Origin of the sequence: Burkholderia sp. Bp9004, from assembly GCF_003858025.1 — a bacterium.
Classification (GTDB): Bacteria; Pseudomonadota; Gammaproteobacteria; order Burkholderiales; family Burkholderiaceae; genus Burkholderia; species Burkholderia diffusa.
In genome coordinates this window covers 116,475-139,462 of the sequence record NZ_QTQD01000017.1, presented here as the reverse complement: position 1 = coordinate 139,462, position 22,988 = coordinate 116,475, and the positions used below count along the sequence as shown (strand labels likewise).

Annotated in this window: 20 protein-coding genes; 10 read left to right on the top strand and 10 right to left on the bottom strand. The window is 68.5% G+C overall.

All coding sequences use genetic code 11. From position 1 onward, the window contains the following. Window positions 1-16: 16 nt before the first annotated feature. Window positions 17-1,204, bottom strand: a complete 1,188-nt coding sequence (locus DIE08_RS19780; protein WP_124903134.1) for an acyl-CoA dehydrogenase — start codon at window positions 1,202-1,204, stop codon at window positions 17-19. A 171-nt stretch (window positions 1,205-1,375) separates the two neighbouring features. On the opposite strand from DIE08_RS19780, the gene DIE08_RS19775 reads away from it, so the two are divergent. Then, the gene (locus DIE08_RS19775; protein WP_059604464.1) at window positions 1,376-2,167 is read left to right on the top strand and encodes an IclR family transcriptional regulator; all 792 of its coding nucleotides are present in this window, start codon (window positions 1,376-1,378) and stop codon (window positions 2,165-2,167) included. Window positions 2,168-2,294: 127 nt separating this feature from the next. Further along, window positions 2,295-2,705 (top strand): GFA family protein, encoded by a 411-nt coding sequence (locus DIE08_RS19770; protein WP_059604558.1) that lies wholly within the window; start codon window positions 2,295-2,297, stop codon window positions 2,703-2,705. A gap of 187 nt (window positions 2,706-2,892) precedes the next feature. On the opposite strand, the gene DIE08_RS19765 is transcribed toward DIE08_RS19770, so the two are convergent. Further along, window positions 2,893-3,696, bottom strand: a complete 804-nt coding sequence (locus tag DIE08_RS19765) for an EAL domain-containing protein (protein WP_124629547.1) — start codon at window positions 3,694-3,696, stop codon at window positions 2,893-2,895. A 379-nt stretch (window positions 3,697-4,075) separates the two neighbouring features. Here DIE08_RS19765 and DIE08_RS19755 point away from each other — a divergent pair, with 379 nt between their 5' ends. From DIE08_RS19755 to fahA, 5 genes are read left to right on the top strand one after another with little or no spacing between them, the layout of a single operon-like run. Further along, complete coding sequence (locus DIE08_RS19755) at window positions 4,076-5,764, top strand: FAD-dependent oxidoreductase (protein ID WP_124903132.1); 1,689 nt, start codon at window positions 4,076-4,078, stop codon at window positions 5,762-5,764. Window positions 5,765-5,793: 29 nt separating this feature from the next. Further along, window positions 5,794-6,024: a DUF2783 domain-containing protein gene (locus DIE08_RS19750; protein ID WP_014897947.1), complete on the top strand. Its 231-nt coding sequence runs from the start codon at window positions 5,794-5,796 to the stop codon at window positions 6,022-6,024. Then, window positions 6,021-7,382, top strand: coding sequence for an MFS transporter (locus DIE08_RS19745; RefSeq protein ID WP_124903130.1), 1,362 nt, complete (start codon window positions 6,021-6,023; stop codon window positions 7,380-7,382). Before DIE08_RS19750 ends, DIE08_RS19745 begins: the two co-directional genes overlap by 4 nt. A gap of 15 nt (window positions 7,383-7,397) precedes the next feature. Further along, window positions 7,398-8,732 carry a homogentisate 1,2-dioxygenase gene (hmgA, locus tag DIE08_RS19740; RefSeq protein ID WP_124903128.1) on the top strand — a complete coding sequence of 445 codons (1,335 nt, stop codon included), beginning with the start codon at window positions 7,398-7,400 and terminating at the stop codon, window positions 8,730-8,732. Next, window positions 8,729-10,033, top strand: a complete 1,305-nt coding sequence (gene fahA / locus DIE08_RS19735) for a fumarylacetoacetase (protein ID WP_124903126.1) — start codon at window positions 8,729-8,731, stop codon at window positions 10,031-10,033. The genes hmgA and fahA overlap by 4 nt, the downstream gene beginning before the upstream one ends. 145 nt (window positions 10,034-10,178) lie before the next feature. Here the strand turns inward: fahA and DIE08_RS19730 are convergent, their stop codons facing one another. From DIE08_RS19730 to DIE08_RS19705, 6 genes are all read right to left on the bottom strand, one after another. After that, a complete protein-coding gene (locus DIE08_RS19730) occupies window positions 10,179-11,339 on the bottom strand; it encodes an MFS transporter (protein ID WP_124903124.1) in 1,161 nt (386 codons plus the stop codon). Window positions 11,340-11,432: 93 nt separating this feature from the next. After that, window positions 11,433-12,602 (bottom strand): MFS transporter, encoded by a 1,170-nt coding sequence (locus tag DIE08_RS19725; protein WP_124903122.1) that lies wholly within the window; start codon window positions 12,600-12,602, stop codon window positions 11,433-11,435. Window positions 12,603-12,845: 243 nt separating this feature from the next. Then, window positions 12,846-13,613, bottom strand: coding sequence for a 5,6-dimethylbenzimidazole synthase (gene bluB / locus DIE08_RS19720; protein ID WP_124903156.1), 768 nt, complete (start codon window positions 13,611-13,613; stop codon window positions 12,846-12,848). A gap of 119 nt (window positions 13,614-13,732) precedes the next feature. Then, window positions 13,733-14,731 (bottom strand): 2-hydroxyacid dehydrogenase, encoded by a 999-nt coding sequence (locus tag DIE08_RS19715; protein WP_124903120.1) that lies wholly within the window; start codon window positions 14,729-14,731, stop codon window positions 13,733-13,735. A 30-nt stretch (window positions 14,732-14,761) separates the two neighbouring features. After that, entirely contained in the window at window positions 14,762-15,748 is a 987-nt protein-coding gene (locus DIE08_RS19710) for a LysR family transcriptional regulator (protein WP_124903118.1), read from the bottom strand. A 204-nt stretch (window positions 15,749-15,952) separates the two neighbouring features. Then, a complete protein-coding gene (locus tag DIE08_RS19705) occupies window positions 15,953-16,510 on the bottom strand; it encodes a hypothetical protein (protein ID WP_124903116.1) in 558 nt (185 codons plus the stop codon). On the opposite strand from DIE08_RS19705, the gene DIE08_RS19700 reads away from it, so the two are divergent. Beyond that, complete coding sequence (locus DIE08_RS19700; protein ID WP_059604498.1) at window positions 16,503-17,714, top strand: alanine--glyoxylate aminotransferase family protein; 1,212 nt, start codon at window positions 16,503-16,505, stop codon at window positions 17,712-17,714. The two genes, DIE08_RS19705 and DIE08_RS19700, sit on opposite strands and share 8 nt — an antisense overlap. Before the next feature lie 66 nt (window positions 17,715-17,780). Here the strand turns inward: DIE08_RS19700 and DIE08_RS19695 are convergent, their stop codons facing one another. Next, window positions 17,781-18,716: an AraC family transcriptional regulator gene (locus DIE08_RS19695; RefSeq protein ID WP_124903114.1), complete on the bottom strand. Its 936-nt coding sequence runs from the start codon at window positions 18,714-18,716 to the stop codon at window positions 17,781-17,783. 133 nt (window positions 18,717-18,849) lie between these two features. Here DIE08_RS19695 and DIE08_RS19690 point away from each other — a divergent pair, with 133 nt between their 5' ends. After that, window positions 18,850-19,740, top strand: coding sequence for a DMT family transporter (locus DIE08_RS19690; RefSeq protein WP_108064726.1), 891 nt, complete (start codon window positions 18,850-18,852; stop codon window positions 19,738-19,740). Between the two features lie 111 nt (window positions 19,741-19,851). Here DIE08_RS19690 and DIE08_RS19685 read toward each other — a convergent pair whose 3' ends face one another. Then, window positions 19,852-21,066, bottom strand: coding sequence for an MFS transporter (locus DIE08_RS19685; RefSeq protein ID WP_124903112.1), 1,215 nt, complete (start codon window positions 21,064-21,066; stop codon window positions 19,852-19,854). A gap of 348 nt (window positions 21,067-21,414) precedes the next feature. On the opposite strand from DIE08_RS19685, the gene xdhA reads away from it, so the two are divergent. After that, window positions 21,415-22,986, top strand: coding sequence for a xanthine dehydrogenase small subunit (gene xdhA / locus DIE08_RS19680; protein ID WP_124903110.1), 1,572 nt, complete (start codon window positions 21,415-21,417; stop codon window positions 22,984-22,986). Window positions 22,987-22,988 lie beyond the last annotated feature (2 nt).

The window sequence follows — 22,988 nt, the reverse complement described above, 5'->3', positions numbered from 1 at the left end:
CGCCGCATCCGGACGATCAGAAGAACGCCTGGATGCCCGTCTGCGCACGGCCGAGGATCAGCGCGTGGATGTCGTGCGTGCCTTCGTACGTGTTCACCACTTCGAGGTTGACGAGATGGCGCGCGACGCCGAATTCGTCCGAGATGCCGTTGCCGCCGAGCATGTCGCGCGCGAGTCGCGCGATGTCGAGCGCCTTGCCGCACGAGTTGCGTTTCATGATCGACGTGATTTCGACGGCCGCCGTGCCTTCGTCTTTCATCCGGCCGAGACGCAGCACGCCTTGCAGGCCGAGCGTGATTTCGGTCTGCATGTCGGCGAGCTTCTTCTGGATCAGCTGGTTCGCGGCGAGCGGCCGGCCGAACTGCTTGCGGTCGAGCACATACTGACGCGCGGTGTGCCAGCACGACTCGGCCGCGCCGAGCGCGCCCCAGGCAATCCCGTAGCGCGCCGAGTTCAGGCACGTGAACGGGCCGCGCAGGCCGCTCACGTTCGGCATCAGGTTCTCTTCGGGCACGAACACTTCGTCGAGGACGATCTCGCCGGTGATCGACGCGCGCAGCCCGACCTTACCGTGGATCGCCGGCGCCGACAGGCCCTTCCAGCCCTTCTCGAGGATGAAGCCGCGGATCGCGTCCTTGCCGTTTTCTTCCAGTTTCGCCCACACGACGAACACGTCGGCGATCGGCGAGTTGGTGATCCACATCTTCGAGCCGGACAGCGAATAACCGCCGGGCACCTTCGTCGCGCGTGTGACCATGCTGCCCGGGTCGGAGCCATGGTTCGGCTCGGTCAGGCCGAAGCAGCCGATCCATTCGCCGGTCGCGAGCTTCGGCAAGTATTTCTGCTTCTGCGCGTCCGAGCCGAATTCGTGAATCGGCACCATCACGAGCGACGACTGAACGGACATCATCGAGCGGTAGCCGGAGTCGACGCGCTCGACTTCGCGCGCGATCAGCCCGTAACTCACGTAATTGAGGCCGGGGCCGCCGTACTCTTCCGGAATCGTCGGGCCGAGCAGGCCGATCTCACCCATCTCGCGGAAGATCTCGGCGTCGGTGCGTTCATGGCGGAACGCCTCGGTGACGCGCGGCGCGAGCTTGTCCCGCGCATACGCGTGCGCGGCATCGCGCACCATCCGCTCTTCTTCGGTCAGTTGCTGGTCGAGCAACAGCGGATCGTCCCAATGAAAAGTTGCAGCGCTCATCGTGTCATCTCCTGTTGGCCGGGGTGGGCGCGTCAGCGCTTGCCCTGATCCCATGCTTTGCGGTCGGTCCCGGGTTGGCGCTCGCGGCCTGCCCCGATATCTAACGTTCGCTTGACTATAGTTCCGCTGTGCGGAACAATGTTTTGCAAAACGAACCCAGTGTAGCATCACATGACGCTTTCAACCATCGACGAAACCACGATCGACGAGCGCAAGTTCGTCGTTGCGCTCGCGCGCGGGCTCGACCTGCTGCGCGCATTCCGGCCCGGCGAGACGATGCTCGGCAATCGCGACTTCGCGGAGCGCACCGGGCTGCCCAAGGCGACGGTGAACCGGCTCGCCTATACGCTGACCGTGCTCGGCTACCTGCGCTATGACGAGACGCTCGGAAAGTATGCGCTCGACGCCGGCGTGCTGTCGCTCGGCTACGCGCTGCTGTCCGGCTCGGGGACGCTCGATCTCGCCCGGCCGCACATGCAGGCGCTTGCGCGCGAGATCGGCGCGGCCGTGTCGCTCGGCTGCCGCGACGGGCTCGACATGATCTATCTGGAGACGATCCGCAGCGAAACCGCGCTGACGCTCGGGCTTGCGCCCGGCTCGCGGCTGTCGATGCTGACGAGCTCGATGGGGCGCGCGTACCTGGCCGTGCAGCCGGAGGACGTGCGCCGCGCGCTCTATGCGGATCTGCACCGGGCCGCCGGCGGCGCGGCCGACGCGGATGCGCTCGTCGCGGCCGCGCGGGACGCGGTGGCCGAGTTCTCCGCGGGCGGATGCTGCTATTCGTTCCGCGCGTGGCACATGGACGTGAACGCGGCGGCCGTGCCGTTTCGCGAACCGCGCGAGGGGCGCTGGCTGATCCTGAGCTGCAGCGGGCCTGCGTCGTCGATGGACGAGGACGTGTTCCGCACGCAGGTCGGACCGAAGCTGAAGGCGCTCGCGCAGCGGCTCGGGCAGACGGTCTGAAACGGTCGCCGCAAGCGGCGCGTCGCCGGGCCGATCGGGCACCGGAGGGGGCGCCGCAGCCGGTTGCACCGCGCGCGAACCGCGCTCATCATCGTCCACCGGTTCCCCGACGATGACGAGGTTCGCGATGTCCCACCCGGAAACCATGGAAGGCGGTTGCGCATGCGGGGCGATCCGCTACCGGATCGCCGGCATTCCGGCCGACGCAGGCTTTTGCCATTGCCGGCTCTGTCAGCGCACGACGGGGGCGGCGGTCGTCGCGTCGGCATCGGTGCCGCTCGACGCATTCGAATACCTGCGGGGTGAGCCGACGGTCTATGCGTCGAGCGCGTGGGGCGAGCGGCGCTTTTGCGGCCGCTGCGGCGCGCAGTTGGAGTACCGCCTGACCGATGCGCCGACGACCGTGGAAATCAACTATGCAACGCTCGACGAGCCGGCGCGGCTGCGTCCCGCGTGGCACGTCTGGTACGGGGATCGCTTCCCGGGCATCGAGATCGACGACGATCTGCCGAAATTCGACGATGGCGGAACGGCATAGGCTGCGGCCGTCGCCGTGTCGGCATCGAATCCGCGCGCAAGTGCGTTCTACCTTTCACGCATGAACGGAAGAGGAACCGGCCGGTTTCGGGCGGCGATGCCCGCCGCCCCCGATTCCCGAAGCAATCCGGGCGTCGGATTCCGCCATCCGGCGTGCCGCGCCCCGCGCGGGCCGGGCACCCGCCCGCTCAGGCCGGGACGACCTTCGCGAACACCGGCCCCTGCATGAACCGCACGTCGTGCTGGCGCAGCAGCTCGCACTGCGTCTCGTCGACGACGCCGTCGAAGATCAGCGGAATCCGCACGCGCTGCGCATACGCGACCAGCGCCTTCACCATCCCGTCGCGCAGCGCGATGCCCGCATCCATCTTGATGTAGTCGGGCCGCGCCATCTCCGATTCAACCGCGAGGATCCGGCCCGGGTCGGGCAGCTTGTCCGCGACCTTGAAGCCGTGATGCTGGTAGCTGCGCGTCAGGTAGCCGAGGAAGGTCTTGTGCGCGACCGCGACCGCCGGCAGCTCGATCACGATTCGCTCGGTCGGCAGCCCGAAGCGCTGCAGCACCGACGAAAAATGCTTGCCGTGGTCGTACTTCACGCTCTTGAGCAGCCGTTCGTGTACGCGCAGGAACAGCAGCCCGTGTCGTTGCGCGCCGAAGAAGTTGATCGCGTGCAGCGCGCGCGACAGCCGGTCGATCGCGACGAGCGTCTGGTCGTCGACAGCGGAGTCGACCGGGTCGTGCGGCGTGCCCGTGACCAGCGTGACGGCCTGGAAGCCGAGTTCGTCGCCGTAGCGCTCGATCGCGTCAGCAAACGACGTCGACTGCGGCGCGCCGGGCATCGTCACGTCGTAGATCGGTTCATAGGCGCTCGCGAGCGTGCGCTCCGGCAGGATTGCGCACGCGGTGCCGCCCTCGGCGAGCGCGAGGTGTTCCCGCAGATACGGCAATTGCCCGGCACGGACGATCAGCTCGGGAATGTTGGGCGGAATCATCGGCGTAGGAAGGAAAAATGGCGGCCGAAAGGGCCGCCTCGTGCCTTGATATTAGCAGCGCACGCCCGGCTCGGCTTGGCGTTTCGCTCATATGGTTATCCCGTCCTCGAGCCGATGGCTAGGGTTTACGTTGATTTCACTATTCGTAATTGGTTTTACTATTCGTAAATCCAAAGATTTGTCGCCGATCAAGAAAAGCGGCGTTCGGGCGCCCGGAGCGGCGCCGTTTCCCGAATCGAATCAACAGGAAGCAAGGAGCGAGACGTGGCGGTTGACAGCAAGTGGGCGAGGCAGGGCGGGCCGCGGCAGCGGCGGGCAACGGGCATGAGCGGGACGACGCGGCGCGCGTCGGCGCGCGGACGGCAGGGCTGAGGAGCGGATGGCGACCATGAGCATCGATTACCAGACGCTGAAGTTCGACTACCGGCCGCGCGCGACGCGGGGCGCCGGCGATGACACCGCCATCCACCCGGTGGTGGTGGTCGGGGCGGGCCCGGTGGGCCTGTCGGCCGCGATCGACCTCGCGCAGCAGGGCGTGCCGGTCGTGCTGCTCGACGACGACGACACGCTGTCGACGGGCTCGCGCGCGATCTGCTTCGCGAAGCGCACGCTCGAGATCTTCGATCGGCTCGGCTGCGGCGAGCGTTTCGTCGACAAGGGCGTGAGCTGGCACGTCGGCAAGGTGTTCCTGCAGGACGAACAGCTGTATGCGTTCGACCTGCTGCCGGAGGAAGGCCATGCGCGTCCCGCATTCATCAACCTGCAGCAGTACTACGTCGAAGGCTATCTGGCCGAGCGCGCGTTCGCGCTGCCGAACATCGACATCCGCTGGAAGCACAAGGTGACGGGTGTCGCGCAATCGGCGGAACACGCCACGCTCACCGTCGAGACGCCGGAAGGCATCGAGACGCTGCGCGCGCAGTACGTGATCGCGGCCGACGGCTCGCGCAGCCCGATGCGCGCGGCAATGGGCCTCGAGAGCCGCGGCCGCACATTCAAGGACCGCTTCCTGATCGCCGACGTGAAGGTGAAGGCGGAATTCCCGACCGAGCGCTGGTTCTGGTTCGATCCGCCGTTCCACCGCAACCAGTCGGTGCTGCTGCACCGCCAGCCCGACAACGTCTGGCGCATCGACTTCCAGCTCGGCTGGGACGCCGATCCGGTCGCCGAGAAGCAGCCGGAGCGCGTGATCCCGCGCGTGCGCGCGCTGCTCGGGCCGGACGCCGAGTTCGAGCTGGAATGGGTGAGCGTCTATACGTTCCGCTGCCAGCGGATGGATACGTTCCGGCACGGCCGCGTGCTGTTCGCGGGCGATTCCGCGCACGGCGTGTCGCCGTTCGGCGCGCGCGGCGCGAACAGCGGCGTGCAGGACGCGGACAACCTCGCGTGGAAACTGAAGCTCGTGCTCGACGGCCGCGCGGACGACCGCCTGCTCGACACGTATGCGAGCGAGCGCGAGTTCGCGGCTGACGAGAACATCCGCAACTCGACGCGCTCGACCGACTTCATCACGCCGAAGAGCGCGGTGTCGCGCGTGTTCCGCGACGCGACGCTGAAGCTCGCGCGTGACTGCGAGTTCGCGCGCAAGCTCGTGAACAGCGGCCGCCTGTCAGTGCCGGCCGTGCTGGCCGATTCGCCGCTGAATACGCCGGACCGCAACGGTGACGCGTTCGCGTGCGCGATGCGGCCGGGCGCGGCGGCGGCCGATGCGCCGGTGCGCGCGCACGGCGCGTCGGGCTGGCTGCTGCGGCACCTGGGCGATGGCTTCGCGGGCATGCTGTTCGGCCTGCCGGGCGACGCCGCCGCGCTCGCGCAGGCACTCGACGGCCTGGCGCTGCCGGTGCGGCCGGTGCTGATCGTGCCGGCCGGACACGCGCAACCGGTGGCTGGCGTCGACGTCGTGGAGGACGTCGACGGTTTCGCCGCGCAACGCTACGACGCGAAGCCCGGCACGTTCTACCTGCTGCGCCCCGACCAGCACGTCTGCGCGCGGATGCGCTCGCTCGAGCGCCAGGCGATCGCCGACGCGCTGGCGCGCGCGACCTGCGCGCGCGGAACACCGCATTGAACACGACAACGATACCGGAGACACCCGTCATGCCCCGACTCGATACCCGCCCGCGCCTGGCCGATCCGGACGCGTTCTACGAAGCGCTGATCGACATGCATCGCGACCTGTCCGACGCCGACAGCCAGCTCGTCAACGCGAAGCTGATCCTGCTGCTCGCGAACCAGATCGGCGATGCCGACGTGCTGCGCGAAGCGATGGCGCTCGCGCGCCAGGGCGTGACGCCGCCCGTGCATCCGGCCGCCGAGGTGGCGCAATGAGCGCGGCGCCGGCCGACGCGCGCGTGCTCGAAGTCGAGCGCGTGATCGACGAGACTCATCGCCCTGGCTTTCACTGGATGCTGCTCGCGTTGTGCGGGCTGTGTCTCGTGATCGACGGCTTCGATGCGCAGGCGATGGGCTACGTCGCGCCGAGCGTGATCGCCGAATGGGGCGTGCCGAAGCAGGCGCTCGGCCCGGTGTTCAGCGCGAGCCTGTTCGGGATGCTGCTCGGCGCGCTCGGGCTGTCGGTGCTGGCCGACCGGATCGGGCGGCGCCCGGTGCTGATCGGCTCGACGCTGTTCTTCGCGGTGACGATGCTCGCGACGCCGTTCGCAAGCTCGATTCCCGTGCTGATGGCGCTGCGCTTCGTCACGGGCCTCGGCCTCGGCTGCATCATGCCGAACGCGATGGCGCTGGTCGGCGAATTCAGCCCGGCCGCGCATCGCGTGAAGCGGATGATGATCGTGTCGTGCGGCTTCACGCTCGGCGCCGCGATCGGCGGCTTCATCAGCGCCGCGCTGATTCCGGCGCTCGGCTGGCGCTCGGTGTTCTTCGTCGGCGGCGCGGTGCCGCTCGTGCTGACGCTCGCGATGCTCGCGCGGCTGCCCGAGTCGCTGCAGTTCCTGGTGCTGAAAGGGCGCGACGCGCAGGCCCGCGCCTGGCTCGCGCGCTTCGCGCCGCAGGCCGGCATCGACGCGAGCACGCGCCTCGTCGTGCGCGAGCGCGCGGCGAGCGGTGCGCCGGTCGCCGAGCTGTTCCGCCATGGGCGCCTGCCGGTCACGCTGCTGCTGTGGGCCATCAGCTTCATGAACCTGATCGACCTGTACTTCCTGTCGAACTGGCTGCCGACCGTGATGCGCGACGCGGGCTATTCGCCGGGCACGGCGGTGATCGTCGGCACGGTGCTGCAGACGGGCGGCGTGATCGGCACGCTGTCGCTCGGCTGGTTCATCGAACGCCACGGCTTCGTGCGCGTGCTGTTCGCGTGCTTCGCGTGCGCGGCCGTCTCGGTCGGACTGATCGGCTCCGTCGCCCATGCGCTGCCGTGGCTGCTGATTGTCGTGTTCGCGGGCGGATTCTGCGTGGTCGGCGGGCAGCCAGCCGTGAATGCGCTCGCGGGCCAGTATTACCCGACGTCGCTGCGCTCGACCGGCATCGGCTGGAGCCTCGGCATCGGCCGGATCGGCTCGGTGCTCGGGCCGCTCGTCGGCGGACAACTGATTGCGCTCAACTGGACCAACGGCGCGCTGTTCCACGCAGCCGCGGTGCCCGTGCTGTGCTCGGCGCTGTTCGTGCTGGGACTGGCCGGCGTAACGCGGCGCAGCGGTGCGCAGGCGCCGAATGCCGCCATGAATTGATGGAGAAAGGAAACGATGACGCTTGACCTGTCGAAACCGGCGAACGCCGGCTACCTGAGCGGTTTCGCGAACGAATTCGCGACCGAGGCACTGCCCGGCGCGCTGCCGCATGGCCGCAACTCGCCGCAGCGCGCGCCGTACGGGCTGTATGCGGAGCAACTGTCGGGCACCGCGTTTACCGCGCCACGCAGCCACAACCGCCGCTCGTGGCTGTACCGGATCCGGCCGGCGGCCGTGCACCGGCCGTTCGAGCCGTTCACGGGCACGCAGCGGCTCGTGTCGGAATTCGGCGACTCGGCCGACGTGCCGCCGACGCCGCCGAACCAGCTGCGCTGGGATCCGCTGCCGATGCCGGTCGAACCGACCGATTTCGTCGAAGGGCTCGTGACCATGGCCGGCAACGGCTCGGCGGCCGCGATGAACGGCTGCGCGATCCACCTGTACGCCGCGAACCGCTCGATGCAGGACCGCTTCTTCTACAGCGCCGACGGCGAACTGCTGATCGTGCCGCAGCAGGGGCGGCTCTTCATCGCGACCGAGTTCGGCCAGCTCGACATCGAGCCGTTCGAGATCGCGGTGATTCCGCGCGGCGTGCGTTTTTCCGTCGCGCTGCCGGACGGCGATGCGCGCGGTTACATCTGCGAGAACTTCGGCGCGCTGCTGCGTCTGCCGGACCTCGGCCCCATCGGCTCGAACGGGCTCGCGAACCCGCGCGATTTCCTCACGCCGCAGGCCGCGTACGAGGATCGCGAGGGCGCATTCGAGCTGGTCGCGAAGCTGAACGGGCGCCTATGGCGCGCGGATATCGGACATTCGCCGTTCGACGTCGTTGCGTGGCACGGAAACTACGCGCCGTACAAATACGACCTGCGCCTGTTCAACACGATCGGCTCGATCAGCTTCGACCATCCCGATCCGTCGATCTTCCTCGTGCTGCAGTCGCCGAGCGACACGCCCGGCGTCGACTCGATCGACTTCGTGATCTTCCCGCCGCGCTGGCTCGCGGCCGAGGATACGTTCCGCCCGCCCTGGTTCCACCGCAACGTCGCGAGCGAGTTCATGGGGCTCGTGCACGGCGCTTACGACGCGAAGGCCGAAGGCTTCGTGCCGGGCGGCGCGAGCCTGCACAACTGCATGTCGGGCCACGGGCCGGATGCGGATACGTTCGAGAAGGCATCGGCGAGCGACACGACGAAGCCGCACAAGGTCGACGCGACGATGGCGTTCATGTTCGAAACCCGCACGCTGATCCGGCCGACGCGCTACGCGCTCGACACCGCGCAGCTGCAGGCCGACTACTTCGAATGCTGGCAAGGCATCAAGAAACACTTCAATCCGGAGCAACGATGAGCGATACCCAAGACTGGCGCGCGACGCTCGACCCGGCCCGCAAGAGCTGGGTCGAGACGGCGAACGATCCCGCCTGCGATTTCCCGATCCAGAACCTGCCGTTCGGGATCTTCAGCGATGCGAAGCAACCGGCGCGCCGCGCGGGCGTCGCGCTCGGCGACCAGGTCGTCGACCTCGCCGCGCTCGCGCGTGCGGGCCTCGTGACGCTGCCCGCCGGTGCCGAGGCGTTCGCCGCACCGACGCTCAACGCATTCATCGCGCTCGGCCGCGACGCATGGCGCAGCGTGCGCGTGCAACTGTCGGACCTGTTCTCGCGCGAGAACGCGCGGCTGCGTGACGACGCGGCGCTGCGCGCGCAGGTGCTCGTCGCGCAGCGCGACGCGACGCTGCACCTGCCGGTCGACATTCCCGGCTACACCGATTTCTATTCGTCGAAGGAGCATGCGACCAACGTCGGCTCGATGTTCCGCGATCCGAAGAATGCGCTGTTGCCGAACTGGTCGGAGATGCCGATCGGCTACAACGGCCGAGCGTCGTCGGTGGTCGTGAGCGGCACGCCGGTGCGGCGCCCGAACGGCCAATTGAAGCTGCCCGACCAGGAGCGTCCGGTGTTCGGCGCATGCCGCAAGCTCGACATCGAACTGGAAACGGGCTTCATCGTCGGCCGCGGCAACGCGCTCGGCGAGCCGATCGCGTGTGAAGATGCCGAAGCGCATATCTTCGGGATGGTGCTGCTGAACGACTGGAGCGCGCGCGATATCCAGCAGTGGGAATACGTGCCGCTCGGCCCGTTCAACGCGAAGACCTTCGCGACGACGATCTCGCCGTGGATCGTCACGCTCGACGCGCTCGAACCGTTTCGCGTCGAGCAGCCCGAACAGTCGCCGCAGCCGCTCGCGTATCTGCGGCATGCGGGCAAGCATGCGTTCGACATCGCGCTCGAAGTGACGCTGCGCGCGGAGGGTGCCGCCGAAGCGACGTCGATCTGCCGCACCAACTTCAAGCACATGTACTGGACGATGGCGCAGCAGCTCGCGCATCACACGGTCGCGGGCTGCAACGCGCGCGTCGGCGACCTGATGGGATCGGGCACGATCAGCGGGCCGACGAAAGATTCGTTCGGCAGCCTGCTCGAACTGACGTGGAACGGCAAGGAGCCGCTCGCGCTGAACGGCGGCGGCAGCCGCGCGTTCATCGAGGACGGCGACGAGCTCACGCTCGCCGGATGGTGCCAGGGCGACGGCTATCGCGTCGGCTTCGGCACGTGTGTCGGCAAGATCTTGCCGGCGTTGAAGGCGTAACGCGCAACGTAGCGATCATGAGCACGACGGCCCGCATTGCGCGGGCCGTCGTCGTTTTCGGCGTGTGACCGGCGTATCCGTGGCCCGGCGGCGCGTGTTCGCGCCGTCGTCGTCCGGGCGGCGCGCTGCGGCGTGCGCGCCAATGTCAGACCGCGCGCTGCAACGCGGCGCGTCGTTCCCACAGCGCGGCCGCGACGAACGCGGCGACGCAGACGACCAGCACGCCGATCAGCGCGTTGCTGCCCAGTTGCTCCATCAACGCGCCGGCAACCAGCGGGCCGCCGAAGCTCGCGGCGCTCCACGATGCCGACACGAGCGAACTCGCGGTGACGAGCGCCGCGCCGCGGAAGCGTTCGCCGCATGCGACCAGCGACAGCGTGTAGATGCTGCCGGCCGCCGCGCCGAGCACGAACAGCAGTGGCCAGCACAGCCACGGATCGGCGATCACGAGCGGCAGCAGCGGCAGGCCGGCGAGCACGATCCAGCCGGCGCCGAGGTGCACGCGTTCGCGGCCGAGCTTGTCCGCGAGCCAGCCGATCGGGAACTGCATCGCCGTATCGCCGAACAGCATGATCGACGCGAGCAGCACGGCGGTCGCGCTCGCGACGCCGTGATCCATCGCATAGAGCGGCAGCAGCGACAGCGCGAGCGTATCGAACAGCGCGAAGAAGCCGGTGCCGATGATCAGCGCGGGCATGCGCGGCAGCACGGCGAGCCAGCTGTCGTGCGCTGCGTGATGCGCGTCGTCGCCGGCGAGCGGCGCGCGGCGGATCGTCGCGAGCGTCGGCAGTGCGAGCAGGAACAGTGCGCCGCACAGCGCGAAGCGGATGCTCGTCGCGCCGGCGATCTGGCTGACGAGCACGGGGCCCGCCATCTGGAACAGCGTGAAATTCGTCGCGTAGATCGCGACCACGCGGCCGCGCGTCGAATCGTCGGCGAGCTGGTTGACCCACGCCTCGCCGATCGTGAACAGCAGCATCAGCGCCGCGCCGCACAGCACGCGCAGCACACCCCATACGATCAGGTTCGACGTGAACTGCATCAGCGCGGTGGCTGCAGCAAGCAGTACGACCGACACGACGATCGCGCGGCGCGAGCCGATGTGTCGCGCGAGCGCGGTGACGAACGGGACGATCGCGAGGCCCCCCAGGGCCTGCGCGGCGGTCAGCATGCCGACGACGTTGGTGCCGTGTCCGGCCTCGGTCAGCGCGAGCGCAGTGAGCGGCAGTGTGGCGCCGGTGCCGAGGCCGACGACCGCGACGCTCAGGATCAGCGCAAGGAAATCACGATTGAGAATGGCTTTCATCGGGCGCGATGCTACACCGCGGACCCTGAAAGGTCCATGAAGGCCATCAGGTTCGCGTGGAGTTGTGCGCGCAACGATTGCAGCAGGGTTGCGTTACACGTACTCGGTCGGCACGGCGACCGGGCGGCGTTCGAGCGACGCCGACCACAGCGTGAGCGCCAGTGCCGCGACCACCATCGCGACGCCGACCCACGGCAGGTTCACGAGCGACACGCCGGAGCCGATCGCCATGCCGCCGAGCCAGGCGCCCGTCGCGTTGCCGAGGTTGAACGCGCCCTGGTTCAGCGTCGACGCGAGATTCGGCGCGTCGCTCGCGCGATCGACGATCAGGATCTGCAGCGGCGGCACGATCGCGAACGCGAGGATGCCCCACACGAATATCGTCGCGAGCGCCGCGAACGGCAAATGCATCGTGCCCGCGAACAGCGCGAGGACGATGCCGATCAGCGCGAGCGTCGCGATCAGCGACGGCATCCGGCGCCAGTCGGCGAGCTTGCCGCCGAGCGTGCCGCCGACCGTCAGGCCGAGGCCGAACAGCAGCAGCACGTAAGTCACCTGACGCGGCGAGAAGCCCGTCACGTCCTCGAGGATCGGCGTGATGTACGTGAACACGCTGAACAGGCTCGCGGACGCAAGCACGCTGATGCCGAGCACCATCAGCACCTGCGGGTGCTTCAGCACGCTGAATTCCCGCGTGATGCTGGTGTCGGGCATCGCGAGGTTCTTCGGCAGGCAGACCGCGAGCGCGGCGGCCGCGGCGATGCCGATGCCGGTGACGGCCCAGAACGTCGCGCGCCAGCCGAACGCCTGGCCGAGCGCGGTGCCGAGCGGCACGCCGAGCACGTTCGCGAGCGTGAGGCCGGTGAACATCAGCGCGATCGCCTGCGCGCGCCGGTTCGGCGCGACCAGGTTGCTCGCGACCACCGAACCGATCCCGAAGAACGCGCCATGGCAGAACGCGGTGACGACGCGCGCGGCCATCAGCACCGCGTAGCCGGGCGCGATCGCGCAGAACAGGTTGCCCGCGATGAACAGCCCGATCAGGCCCATCAACGCGCGCTTGCGCGGCATCTTCGCGGTGACGATCGCGAGGATCGGCGCGCCGATCGTCACGCCGAGCGCGTAGCCCGACACGAGCATGCCGGCGGCCGGGATCGACACGCCGAGGTCGCGGGCGACGTTGGGCAGCAGCCCCATGATCACGAACTCGGTGGTACCGATTCCAAATGCGGCAACGGCAAGGGCGAAGAGAGGTAACGGCATCGCGGTGGGCTACGGAAAGGCCGCGGCCCGAGGTCGGCGCGGGATGCGCGGGGCGGGCGGGGCGGAGAGGCATCAGCCGCGATTCTACTTCAGTGAAAACCCCTATGCTCGGGGCCAAAACGGATGTTGCCGGCGCGCGACGCGGTAACGGCCGGGGTGCGTCCCAGTGTGGGATTGGGGGGGCCAGCGGCGGCGCGGCGAAATTCGGGTCGGAGCGACGCCTTGCGCGCGCCTTGGGTTCGGTCAGTGTTGGGGCAGGGCGCCGGCTGGTGCCGAGTCTGAGCGGTCGTCCGGTTCGGCAACTGCGGGTGACGGCGATGGCGACGATCCGGCTGTCGCGCCGGCGTTTGCCGTGCAGTCGGCGGCCTGCATCACCGGTGCGTCCCAGCCGTTTTCGAACAGGCATGCCTCGATCGGCATCCGCGCGGCCCAGCGCTCCTCCTCGAGCATCGGCTTCGCGTAGAACGCATCGACATGCCCGACGCACAGCACGGCGATCGGCTTCGCGCCGGCCGGCATGCCGAGCAGCGTGCGCAGCGCGTCGACGTCGAACAGCGACACCCAGCCCATCCCGAGCCCTTCCGCGCGCGCGGCGAGCCACATGTTCTGAATCGCGCAGGCAGCGGACGCGAGGTCCATCTCCGGCAGCGTGCGGCGGCCGAACACGTGGCGCTCGCGATCGTCGGTCAGCGCGACGACCAGCAACTCGCCGCATTCGCGCACCCCTTCGACCTTCAGCCGCATGAATTCGTCCTGCCGCTCGCCGAGTGCGTCGGCGGTCGCGCGGCGCTCGGCCTCGACCAGCGCGTGGATCGCGGTGCGCAGCGCGGGATCGGTGATGCGGATGAAGCGCCATGGCTGCATGAAGCCGACGCTCGGCGCGTGGTGCGCGGCGCGCAGCAGCCGCGCGAGCGTGGCCGGATCGACGGGCGCCGGCGTGAAGTGGCGCATGTCGCGCCGTTCGAAGATCGCGCGGTAGACCGCGGCAATGGCGGAGTCGTCGAAACGCATGAGCGGCAGAAGCAAGGGGGAAGTCGGCGCAACGATAGCAGACGCCGGACGGGCGGCGTTACATCAGTCAAAACAAAATGATGAATCGTTGACGGATCACGTGCGCCGAGCGCCGTGGATCAGCGCCCCGTCGTGACGACGTTGGTCGGCGTGCCGGCGTGCCACGCCTCGATGTTCAGCAGCGTCGTGTGCGCGATCTCGGCGAGCGCCTCGCGCGTGAAGAACGCCTGGTGCGACGTGACGATCACGTTCGGAAACGTCAGCAGGCGCGCGAGGACGTCGTCCTGCAGCGGCAGGTCGGAGTGATCCTCGAAGAACAGACCGCTCTCCTCCTCGTACACGTCGAGCCCGAGATGGCCGAGCTGGCCGCTCTTGAGCGCGTCGACCAGCGCCTGCGCGTCGACGAGGCCGCCGCGGCCGGTATTGATCAGCATCGCGCCGTGCTTCATCCGCGCGAGCGTCTGCGCGTTGATCAGATGGTGCGTCGACGGCAGCAGGGGGCAGTGCAGGCTGACGATGTCCGAATGGTGCAGCAGCTCGTCGAGTTCGACGTAGCGCGCGCCGAACGCGATCAATTCGTCGTCGTACGGCGGCATCGAGTGCGCGAGCACGTGCATCCCGAAGCCCATCATGATCTTCGCGAACACACTGCCGATCAGGCCGGTGCCAACCACGCCGACGGTCTTGCCGTGCAGGTCGAAGCCGAGCAGGCCGTTCAGCGAGAAGTCGCCTTCGCGCGTGCGTGCGACCGCGCGCGGCAGCCGCCGGTTGAGTGCAAGGATCAATGCGACCGCGTGTTCGGCAACCGCATGCGGCGAATACGCCGGCACGCGCACGACGGCGATGCCGAGCCGCTCGGCTGCCGCCAGGTCGACGTGGTTGAAACCCGCCGAGCGCAGCGCGATCAGGCGCGTGCCGCCGTCAGCGAGCCGTTGGAGCACGGCCGCGTCGACGGTGTCGTTGACGAACGGACAGACGACCTCGAAGCCGTGCGCGAGGATCGCGGTCTCCGCGTCGAGGTGCGACGGCTGGAAGTGCAGCCGATAGCCGAATTGCCGGTTGGCGGCGGTAAACGATTCGTCGTCGTACTGCCGGCTGCTGAACAGGATTACACGCACGCTGCACCTCCGATGGCTGTCGCGTGCAGTTTACTGCAGGCCCGTCTGCCGGCCGGTGGCGATGTCGGTGCGATCGGGCGTGCGCAGGAAGCCGTAGCCGGTCCGCTCGCGGGCCGCCTGTGCGCCGAAATGCTCGAGCGCGTGCTCGACGAAGCTTCGCGTGCGGGCCGGCACGTACTGGCGGTTCGGGTAGACGAGGGACAGCTGCGTGTCCGTGTCGTCGATCCGGTAGGCGGGCAGTAGCCGCACGAGCGTGCCGGTGGCGAGCGCGTCGACGATGCTCGCCTCGGGCAGCACCGCGATGCCGGACCCGGCGACGGCCGCCGCCTGCACGAGCGCCAGCTGGTTGACCGTGCAGGTCGGGCGCACCGTGATCGAATGCGTGACGCCGTCGTGGCCGACCAGCCGCCACGCGGGCGCATGCTGGTGCGGCGCGAGCGCGACCCAGTCGTGGCCCGGCAGGTCGTCGGGTGCGCGCGGCTCGCCGCGCCGTTCGAGATACGCGGGCGCCGCGCAGGCGACGAACGGGTTCGGTGCGAGTGCGTGGCCGATCAGGGTCGGGTTGCCGTCGAGCCGGTTGCCCGTCGCGATGCCGACGTCGTAGCCGGATTCGAGCACGTCGAGCGGCCCTTCGGCGACGGTAAGCTGCACGCGCAGTTCCGGGTAGCGGTGCCGGAAACTGCTGACGAGCGGGGTGAGCACAAGCGGCGACAGCAGGCCGGACGCGACCACGCGCAGCGTGCCGGCCGGCTCGCGCACGGCGTGCGCGACGGACGCCTCGAGATGATCGAATTCCTCGAGCAGTGCACGGCAGCCGTCGAGGTAGCGCAGGCCGGCCTCGGTCAGCGACAGGTTGCGCGTGGTGCGGTGGATCAACCGCGTGTTCAGGTGAGACTCGAGCATCGCGATCGAGCGCGTGACGAGCGCATTGGATACGCCTAGATGGTGCGCCGCGCGCCGGAAGCTCTGCTGTTCGGCGACGCAGACGAACACACGCATGGTCTGAATCTGGTTCATGGCTCGCGAATTTCTGGCCCGGTTGATTGATTTTGGTTGTGATTTTTCGTTGCGCGACCTGGAAAAACGTCGCGTGACACCAGGTTCTGGCCCATATCGAAAAATCGGATTTCGATTCTGCAGACGATTGTTCATTACAGAACCGATATCCGTCAACCTGAGAAAAAGGGCGGGTTGCGTAAAATCGAAATCGCGGGTATCGATTTAGCGGGGAAGTGGCGTGTGTGTGTGCGGGGGATAGCCGGAAGTGTATTGAGTGAAACTGCCGGCTGTTTGAATATTTGTCATGTAAATCAATGTATTGTGCGTGATCGTGTGTGGCGGGGTGCGGTATTGGGTGAAATCGCTCACCAATTGATGCTGCGATAATGGATGTTTTTTGCCCGGGTCTGGTTTTCGTGGGCCGATTCCACCTTGCACGATTTTCGTCGTGATGGCCGGTATTCCGGTTGATGCATGTATCGTGCAGAACGCGGGCATCCGGAGCGCGTCGCAATACTGCACGAGAAAATCGCGGACATCGAACCGCGGATGGAACCGTTTCGCATGCGCACGGCAATGCTGCGGGATTGCGCACCCGGTCGTGCGACGCAGGCCCGGCCGGCTGGCCCGGTCCGTCGACCGGGCCAGCGTCACGCTGCCCGGCCGCGCGTGCCTCTTGCGCGCGAGCGCGGAACGCGGAATGATCGACCAGTTGGCCGTGCCGTGCGGCGAACGACGTCCGAGCGTTTTCTTCCTACCTCCCTTGCCTGCCATGTCCATCGATTACTCGCCGATTCCCTGTCCCGTCGTCGTGCCGCTCGACGCGATCCTGCCCGAAGAACCGCTGCTGATGATGGGGGCCGGCCCGGTCCCGATCCCGGCCGCCGTCGCGAAGGCGAACACGATCGTGATCAACCACCTCGGCGCGACGATGGCGAAGATCATCGAGCAGGTGAAGGAGATGGCGCGCTACGTGTTCCAGACCCGCACGAAGTGGGTGCTCGGCGTTGCCGGCCCCGGCTCGGCCGCGATGGAGATGGCGATTTCGAACCTCGCGTGGCGCGGTACGCGCGTGCTGTCGATCCGCAACGGGTTCTTCAGCGCGCGGATGGCCGAGATGGCCACGCGCGTCGGCGCCGACGTCGCCACGCTCGAGGTGGCCGACCGCTCGGTCGCGAGCCTCGACGAAATCGCGGACGCGATCGCGCGGGAGCGGCCCGAGATCGTCACGATCGTGCAGGGCGAGACGTCGAACACCGTGTGGAACCGCGATCTGCGCGACATCGCGGCGCTCGCGAAGGCGGCCGGTGCGCTGGTCGTGGTCGACGCGGTGTGCACGCTGTCGACGATGCCGCTCGAGATGGACGCGTGGGGCATCGACGCGGTGATCACGGGGGGCCAGAAGGGGCTGTCGTCGATCCCCGGTGTGTCGCTGATCGCATTCTCCGACGCCGCGTGGGAGCGCATGAAGCATCGTCCGGAACCGAACGCGCACTGGTGCCTCGACATGGCGCTCGCGGAGAACTTCTGGCACAACGCGGGCTATCACTACACGGCGCCGGTGTCGGGCGTGCTCGCGCTGCACGAGGCGCTGCGGCTCGTCTGCGCGGAGACGCTCGAAAGTCGCTTCGCGCGCCACCTGCGCTGCTCGCTCGCGCTGCAGGCGGGCGTCGAGGCGATGGGGCTCGCGCTCTATGCGCCGAAGGACTGCCGGCTCAACTCGGTGGTCGGGATCGAGACGCCCGAAGGGCTCACGCCCGGGATGGTGTGCGGCCATATCTCGAAGCAGTACCAGGTCGAGATTTCGGGCTCGTTCGGGCTGCCGATCGTGCGGATCGGGCAAATGGGCGAACAGTGCCGCGAACACAACCTGTTCCGCACGCTGCACGCGTTCGGCCGCACGATGGTCGACCTGAAGGTGCCGGTCGACCTGCCGGCCGGCGTGGCTGCGCTCGAGCAGGAACTGTCGCGGCGCGGTACGTAAGCGGGGAGACGCGAGGCGGGTGCGCTGCACGAAACCGCCTCGTCGACAACAGCCGGGGTGCGGCGTTCAGCCGCCCTGCATCGCGCGCCGGTACGCGTTCGGCGTCGTGCCGTGCGCGTCGCGAAAGCGGTGGCTGAAGTGGCCGGCGTTCGCGTAGCCGCACTCGGCCGCGACCTGCGCGAGCGGTAGCGCCGTCGTGCGCAGCAGCAGGCGCGCCCGCGCGAGCCGCTGCTCGGCCACCCACGCGTGCGGCGCGCGCCCGAACGACAGCCTGAACATCCGCGAGAAATGGTATTCGGACAGCGCGGCGACGTTCGCCAGCTCGCCGAGCGTCAGCGGCTGCGACAGGTAGCTGTCGATATAGTCGCGCACGCGGCGGCGCACGGCCGGCGCGAGTCCGCCGCGGAACGGCACATCGGTGCGCGTCGTGCTCTGGCCGCGCAGCAGCAGGCTCAGCACGTCGTGCGCGGCTTCGTTGACGCGCAGCCGTCCGTCGGCATCGTCCCAGCGTTCGAGCGCAAGCGAACGGAACTGCGCCGCGACGCGTGCATCCTCGAAATAGGTGCGGTCGGCGAGCTTCAGCTCGCGCGGCTCGCGATCGAGCTCGCGGATCGCGCGCTGCGTGAAGTGCTCGGGCAGGAAGTAAAGGTGGATGAAGTGCATCTCGCCGCGCACCCACCAGCGCGACTCATGGTCGCCCGGCAGCGCGCACAGCAGGCTCGGCGCGCCGTAGCGCGGCACGCGTTCGCGCTCCGTCCGGTAGCCGCCGTCCAGATAGCACGACAGCGTGTGGTGGCCGGGCTGTTCGTAGATCGTTTCGCTTTCGTCGGTGATGCGCGTCCATTCGGCGATCGCGAGATGGTCGCCGAGCCACGTGAAGCGCTCGAGCGTCGCGTTCGCCTCGGCGAGCGTGCGGCACACCGACTGCAGGCCGAACGGCATCGCACCGCCGGCAAGGGCAGCCGCGTCGTCGATGGGCGGGGCGTACAGGGGCGAACTCATGATGGGGCGAGTATAAGCGCGCGCGAAGCGCGCCGTGCGGCCACCCGAAAAAGACCGCAATTCCGGACAATCCGCGCGGGCAGGGTGGCGGCACAGTCGGAGTCCGCTTCACTCGTTCCGCTTCGTTGCCGCCATGAACCTGTCGCTCTATTTCGTTACCGTGCTGATCTGGGGCACCACCTGGATCGCGATCAAATGGCAGCTCGGCGCCGTGCCGCCGCCCGTGTCGATCGCGTGGCGCTTCTGGCTCGCGGCCGCCGTGCTGTTCGCGCTGCTGCGCGTGATGCGCCGGCCGGTGCGCCCGCCGCGCGAGGCGTGGCGCTACCTCGTCGCGCAGGGCTTCGCGCTGTTCTGCCTGAATTTCCTGTGCTTCTACTATTCGGAGCAGGTCGTGCCAAGCGGCCTCGTCGCCGTGATCTTCTCGACCGCTCCGCTGCTGAACTCGATCAACGGCCGGCTGTTCATGGGCCGCCCGCTGCGGCCGTCCGCGATCGCCGGCGCGCTGCTCGGGCTGACCGGCATCGCATGCCTGTTCTGGCAGCAGATGGCCGGCCATCTCGACGATCACGCGACCTGGACGGGCCTCGCGATCGCGTTCGCGGGCACGATGTGCTTCTCGGCCGGCAACCTGCTGTCGAGCCGGATGCAGTCGATGGGCCTGCACCCGCTCGTGACCAACGGCTGGGCGATGCTGATCGGCGCGGCGATCCTGACGGTCGGCAGCGCGATGGCCGGGCTGCCGTTCATGATCGACCCGAGCCCGCGCTATCTCGGCGCGCTCCTCTATCTGGCCGTGCCGGGCTCGGTGATCGGGTTCACTGCTTACCTGACCCTCGTCGGCCGGATCGGGCCCGAGCGCGCCGCATACTGCACGGTGCTGTTCCCGATCGTCGCGCTTGCCGTGTCGACGGTCTTCGAGGGCTACCAGTGGTCGCCGCTCGCGGTGGTCGGGCTGTTGCTCGTGGTGGCCGGCAACCTCGTCGCGTTCGACCTGACGCGACGGTTGTTCCTGCGCACGGCCTGACCGGGGCGGCCGTCGCGACGGCCGCCGGAAACAAAAAACGCCCGCGCGATGCGGGCGTTTTCCTTTGGGCGCCAGGGCAGCCGCCGCCTGGCCGTCCGGCGAGCGGCTCGCTCAAGCCGCCGCGCCGCTCCCCGCGACCCGCGCCTGCCGCTGATACAGCACCATCGACAGCGCGACGCCTGCCGCCGCGGCCACCGCCGCGAACAGGAACACCTGCGGATAGCCGAACTCACCAGCCACATAGCCCGCGAGCGGGCCCGTGATGCCGAGCGAGAGGTCGAGGAACACCGAATACGCGGACAGCGCCGCGCCGCGGCTTGCCGGCGGCACGAGCCCGACGGCCTCGACGCCGAGCGCCGGGAAGATCAGCGCGAAGCCGAAGCCGGTCAGCGCCGCGCCGATGAGCGCGACGTGCGGCACGGGCGCGAGCCACAGCAGCACGAGGCCCGAGCATTCGAACGCGAACGACACGATCGCGACGCGGAAGCCGCCATAAGTCTTGATCGTGTTCGCGAACAGCAGGCGCGCGCCGATGAACAGCGTGCCGAACACGGTCAGCGACAGCGCGGCGTTCGGCCAGTGGCGCGCCGCGTAGTACAGCGTGACGAAGGTCGCGATCGAGCCGAAGCCGGCGGAGCCGAGCGCGAGACCGAGGCCGTGCGGCAGCACGCGCGTGAACACGCTCGCATACGACATCCGTTCGCCGTGCACGAGCGGCACGGAATCGATCAGGCGTGCAAGGTAGAAGCCGGTCGCGGCGAGCGCGATCACGATCACGCCGATCAGCGCCGGATTCAACGTATGCGCGATCGCGACGCCGACGGGCGCGCCGAGTGCGAGTGCGCCGTAGGTCGCGATACCGTTCCACGAAATCACTTTCGCGTTGTGCGCGACGCCGACCCGCCCGATGCCCCACAGGATCGCGCCGGTGCCGCACAGGCTCTCGCCGACGCCGAGCACGAGCCGGCTCGCGACCAGCAGCACGAGGCTCGCGACCGGCCAGTGGGCCAGCAGCAGCGCGACGAGCAGCAGCACGCCCGACACGCCGCAGCCGATCAGCCCGCGCAGCACCGTCTGCTTCGGCCCGAGTGTGTCGGCGAAGCGCCCGGCGAGCGGGCGCGACGCGAGGGTCGCGAAATACTGGACGCTGATTGCGCCGCCCGCGACGATGGCGGAAAAGCCGAGGTCGTCGTGGACGAAGCCCGGCAGCACCGCGAGCGGCAGGCCGATGGTCAGGTAGCAGATGAACGTGAAGCAGACGACGGACACGATTTGCAGCGTGACCGCGAACCCGCTGCGCGGCGGTGTGGCGGAATCGGTTGACATGGGGTCGGAACGAATGGGCGAAACGGGCGGAAGACGGCGAAAAAGGGAATCGGGATTTTCCCATGGAACCGGTTTTCATGCAGGTACCATTTAGTTAATCGCGACCCGTTTCCGTTGCCGAAGAATCGCTGACGGAACGGTGCCGGCAGGCCTGGAACCCAGATGGGGCAAGGTGCCCGACGCCCGCCGTGCGGCCTCGGTGCCCATATCGCGGCAGTTATATGGGCCCCATGCGTGATGGGCTATGGGTTGAGGAATTTGATGGTGATAGCGTGCAAACTGTCAGAGAAACGTCGGTCGAGCGCCCCGCGCAGGCCGCCTTGCCCCCACTTGAAGAACGATAGAGACATGAGTGAGCCGATCCGCTTCTACCATCGTCACGCGGTCCGCGAAGTCAGCGGCGCGGACGTCACCCGCACCGTGCTGCAATACCTGCGCGAGGACGCGCACTGCACCGGCACCAAGGAAGGCTGCGCGGAAGGCGACTGCGGCGCGTGCACGGTCGTCGTCGGCGAGCTGACCGACGCGGGCACCGTCGCGTTCAAGGCCGTCAACGCCTGCATCCAGTTCCTGCCGACGCTCGACGGCAAGGCGCTGCTCACGGTGGAAGACCTGCGCCAGCCTGACGGTTCGCTGCACCCGGTGCAGCAGGCGATGGTCGATTGCCACGGGTCGCAATGCGGGTTCTGCACACCCGGTTTCGTGATGTCGATGTGGGCGCTGTACGAGAAGCATGGCCACGAAGGCTGCGGCAGTGCGTGTGCAAAGGCGAAGGACGTGCCGACGCGCACCGAGATCGCCGATGCGCTGACCGGCAACCTGTGCCGCTGCACCGGCTACCGCCCGATCGTCGACGCGGCCGTGCAGATGTTCGACGCAACCGGCGAAGGTGCGCCGGCGTCTACCGCGCCGGTCGACACGGCGACGCTCGCCCGTACGCTCGCATCGCTCAAGCGCGACGACACGTTCGACTACACGACGGCCGACGGCGCGCGCTTCGCGGCGCCGCGCACGCTCGACGCGCTGGCCGCGCTGAAAGCCGAGCGTCCCGCTGCGCGGATCCTCGCCGGCAGCACCGACATCGGCCTGTGGGTCACCAAGCAGATGCGCCGTCTGGACGACCTGATCTACGTCGGCCAGATCGCCGAACTGCAGAACATCGTGCGCGGCGACGACTGGATCGAGATCGGCGCGGGCGTGACGGTCGAGAACGGGTATGCGGCGCTCGCCGACACGTATCCGGAACTGACGGAAATGTGGAAGCGCTTCGCGTCGCTGCCGATCCGCAACGCAGGGACGATCGGCGGCAACGTCGCGAACGGTTCGCCGATCGGCGACTCGATGCCGGGCCTGATCGCGCTCGGCGCGCGGGTCGTGCTGCGCGGCGGCGACACGGTGCGCGAGCTGCCGCTCGAGGCGCTCTACACCGGCTATCAGCAAAAGGACATGGCGCCGCACGAATTCGTCGTCGGCCTGAAGGTGCCGACCCGCACCGGCGCGCGCGCGAAGCTGCAGTTCCGGACGTACAAGCTGTCGAAGCGGTTCGACTCCGACATTTCGGCGGTGTGCGCGGCGTTCGCGTTCATCGCGGACGGCGAGCTGATCCGCGAGCCGCGCATCGCGTTCGGCGGGATGGCCGCGACGCCGAAGCGCGCGACGCACACGGAAAGCCTGCTCGACGGCGCGCAATGGCACGAAGCCACCGCGCAGGCCGCGATGCAGGCGCTCGAGCGCGACTACCAGCCGCTCACCGACATGCGTGCGACGAGCGCGTATCGCCTCGATACCGCGAAGAACCTGATGTATCGATTCTGGCTGGAGACGCGTCCGCACGACCCGCTGCCGCCGCAAGCCCTGAATGTGCGTGAAGTGGCCGCCGAAGCCGGCGCCGACGTTGCCGATGTCGCGGCGCGCGTCTGAAG